The following is a 1,015-nucleotide window of genomic DNA, read 5'->3' on the forward strand; positions in this document are numbered from 1 at the left end:
CTGTTTCGGTAGGAGTTTTTTCTCCCTTTTCAAATTGCCATAATCTTTTTTCATCAAATGATAAGTCAGAAATTTTATTTAATTCATCTTTAAGTTGTTTAAGTGTTAGCTCATGTCTTTTTCTTAAATTAATTAATATATCCATTTATACTCTCTCCTGTTTTATAGTAAATATGAATACAACTTTGATTGCATAAAAAGTTATTTTTAAACTTATGCAAGTCTCAAGACTATCATTTCTGATTTTAAATATATGAATCATATATTTAATCACATCATCTTATACGCATATCTAAATTTAAAACTACAGTTAGAAATATTTCTAACTGTAGTAAGTGTGTAATTAAAAAGTTATATGGGGAGCTTTATTTTATTAATACCTTTAATTTATCTAAATTAAACCTAAATTTACATAATCGATGATTATCAGAAGTTCGATTCACATAAAAAAGCACGACAAGTTCATGAACTTGTCGTGCCTTTTTAATTAAAATTAGTTACCAAATAAACGACTCCAAAACCCTTTTTTAGGGGTCTGTTCTCCCCTATCAACAGTCTCATCCTCTATTTCTTCAGATGGTTTATCATCTTTTGCTAATACTTCTTCGTTTGTACTGTCATCCTTTTTATCTTCAGCTACATCTTTATGTTGTACTTCTGTTGGCTGTTCATCTTCTTGTTCTTGATTAATATCTTTAGATTCTTCGGTAAATGTTGCTTCTTGCGAATTAACGTTTTGTCTATCATTAACAGATGTATCAAAGGAATAATTAAGCTGTCTTTCTTCCTCTAATTGATTCTCTAATTTTTGAATCTTCTTATTACTCTCTAACGCCAATACTTGTTGATTCTCTAAAAGTCTATTAAGTGTATTTATTTGCTCTTTATCTCTGTTTGATTGTTCTTTATATATATCTACCTGGTTATATAATTGTTTTATTGTCTCATCTTTCACCAGGTTATCATTATTAGGTTTAGCTTCTTCTTTTTTTTCACTTTCAAAATCATCATTCTT

1 protein-coding gene is annotated in these 1,015 nt (G+C 27.8%); it reads right to left on the minus strand.

What is annotated here, in order from left to right; all coding sequences use genetic code 11:
• Window positions 1–493 precede the first annotated feature (493 nt).
• Window positions 494–1,015, minus strand: a 522-nt coding sequence (locus tag FHL06_RS14270) for a DUF536 domain-containing protein (RefSeq protein ID WP_153387333.1), incomplete at its 5' end; no start/stop codon positions are given.

Origin of the sequence: Companilactobacillus halodurans, from assembly GCF_009600985.1 — a bacterium.
In the GTDB taxonomy this organism is placed as follows: Bacteria; Bacillota; Bacilli; order Lactobacillales; family Lactobacillaceae; genus Companilactobacillus; species Companilactobacillus halodurans.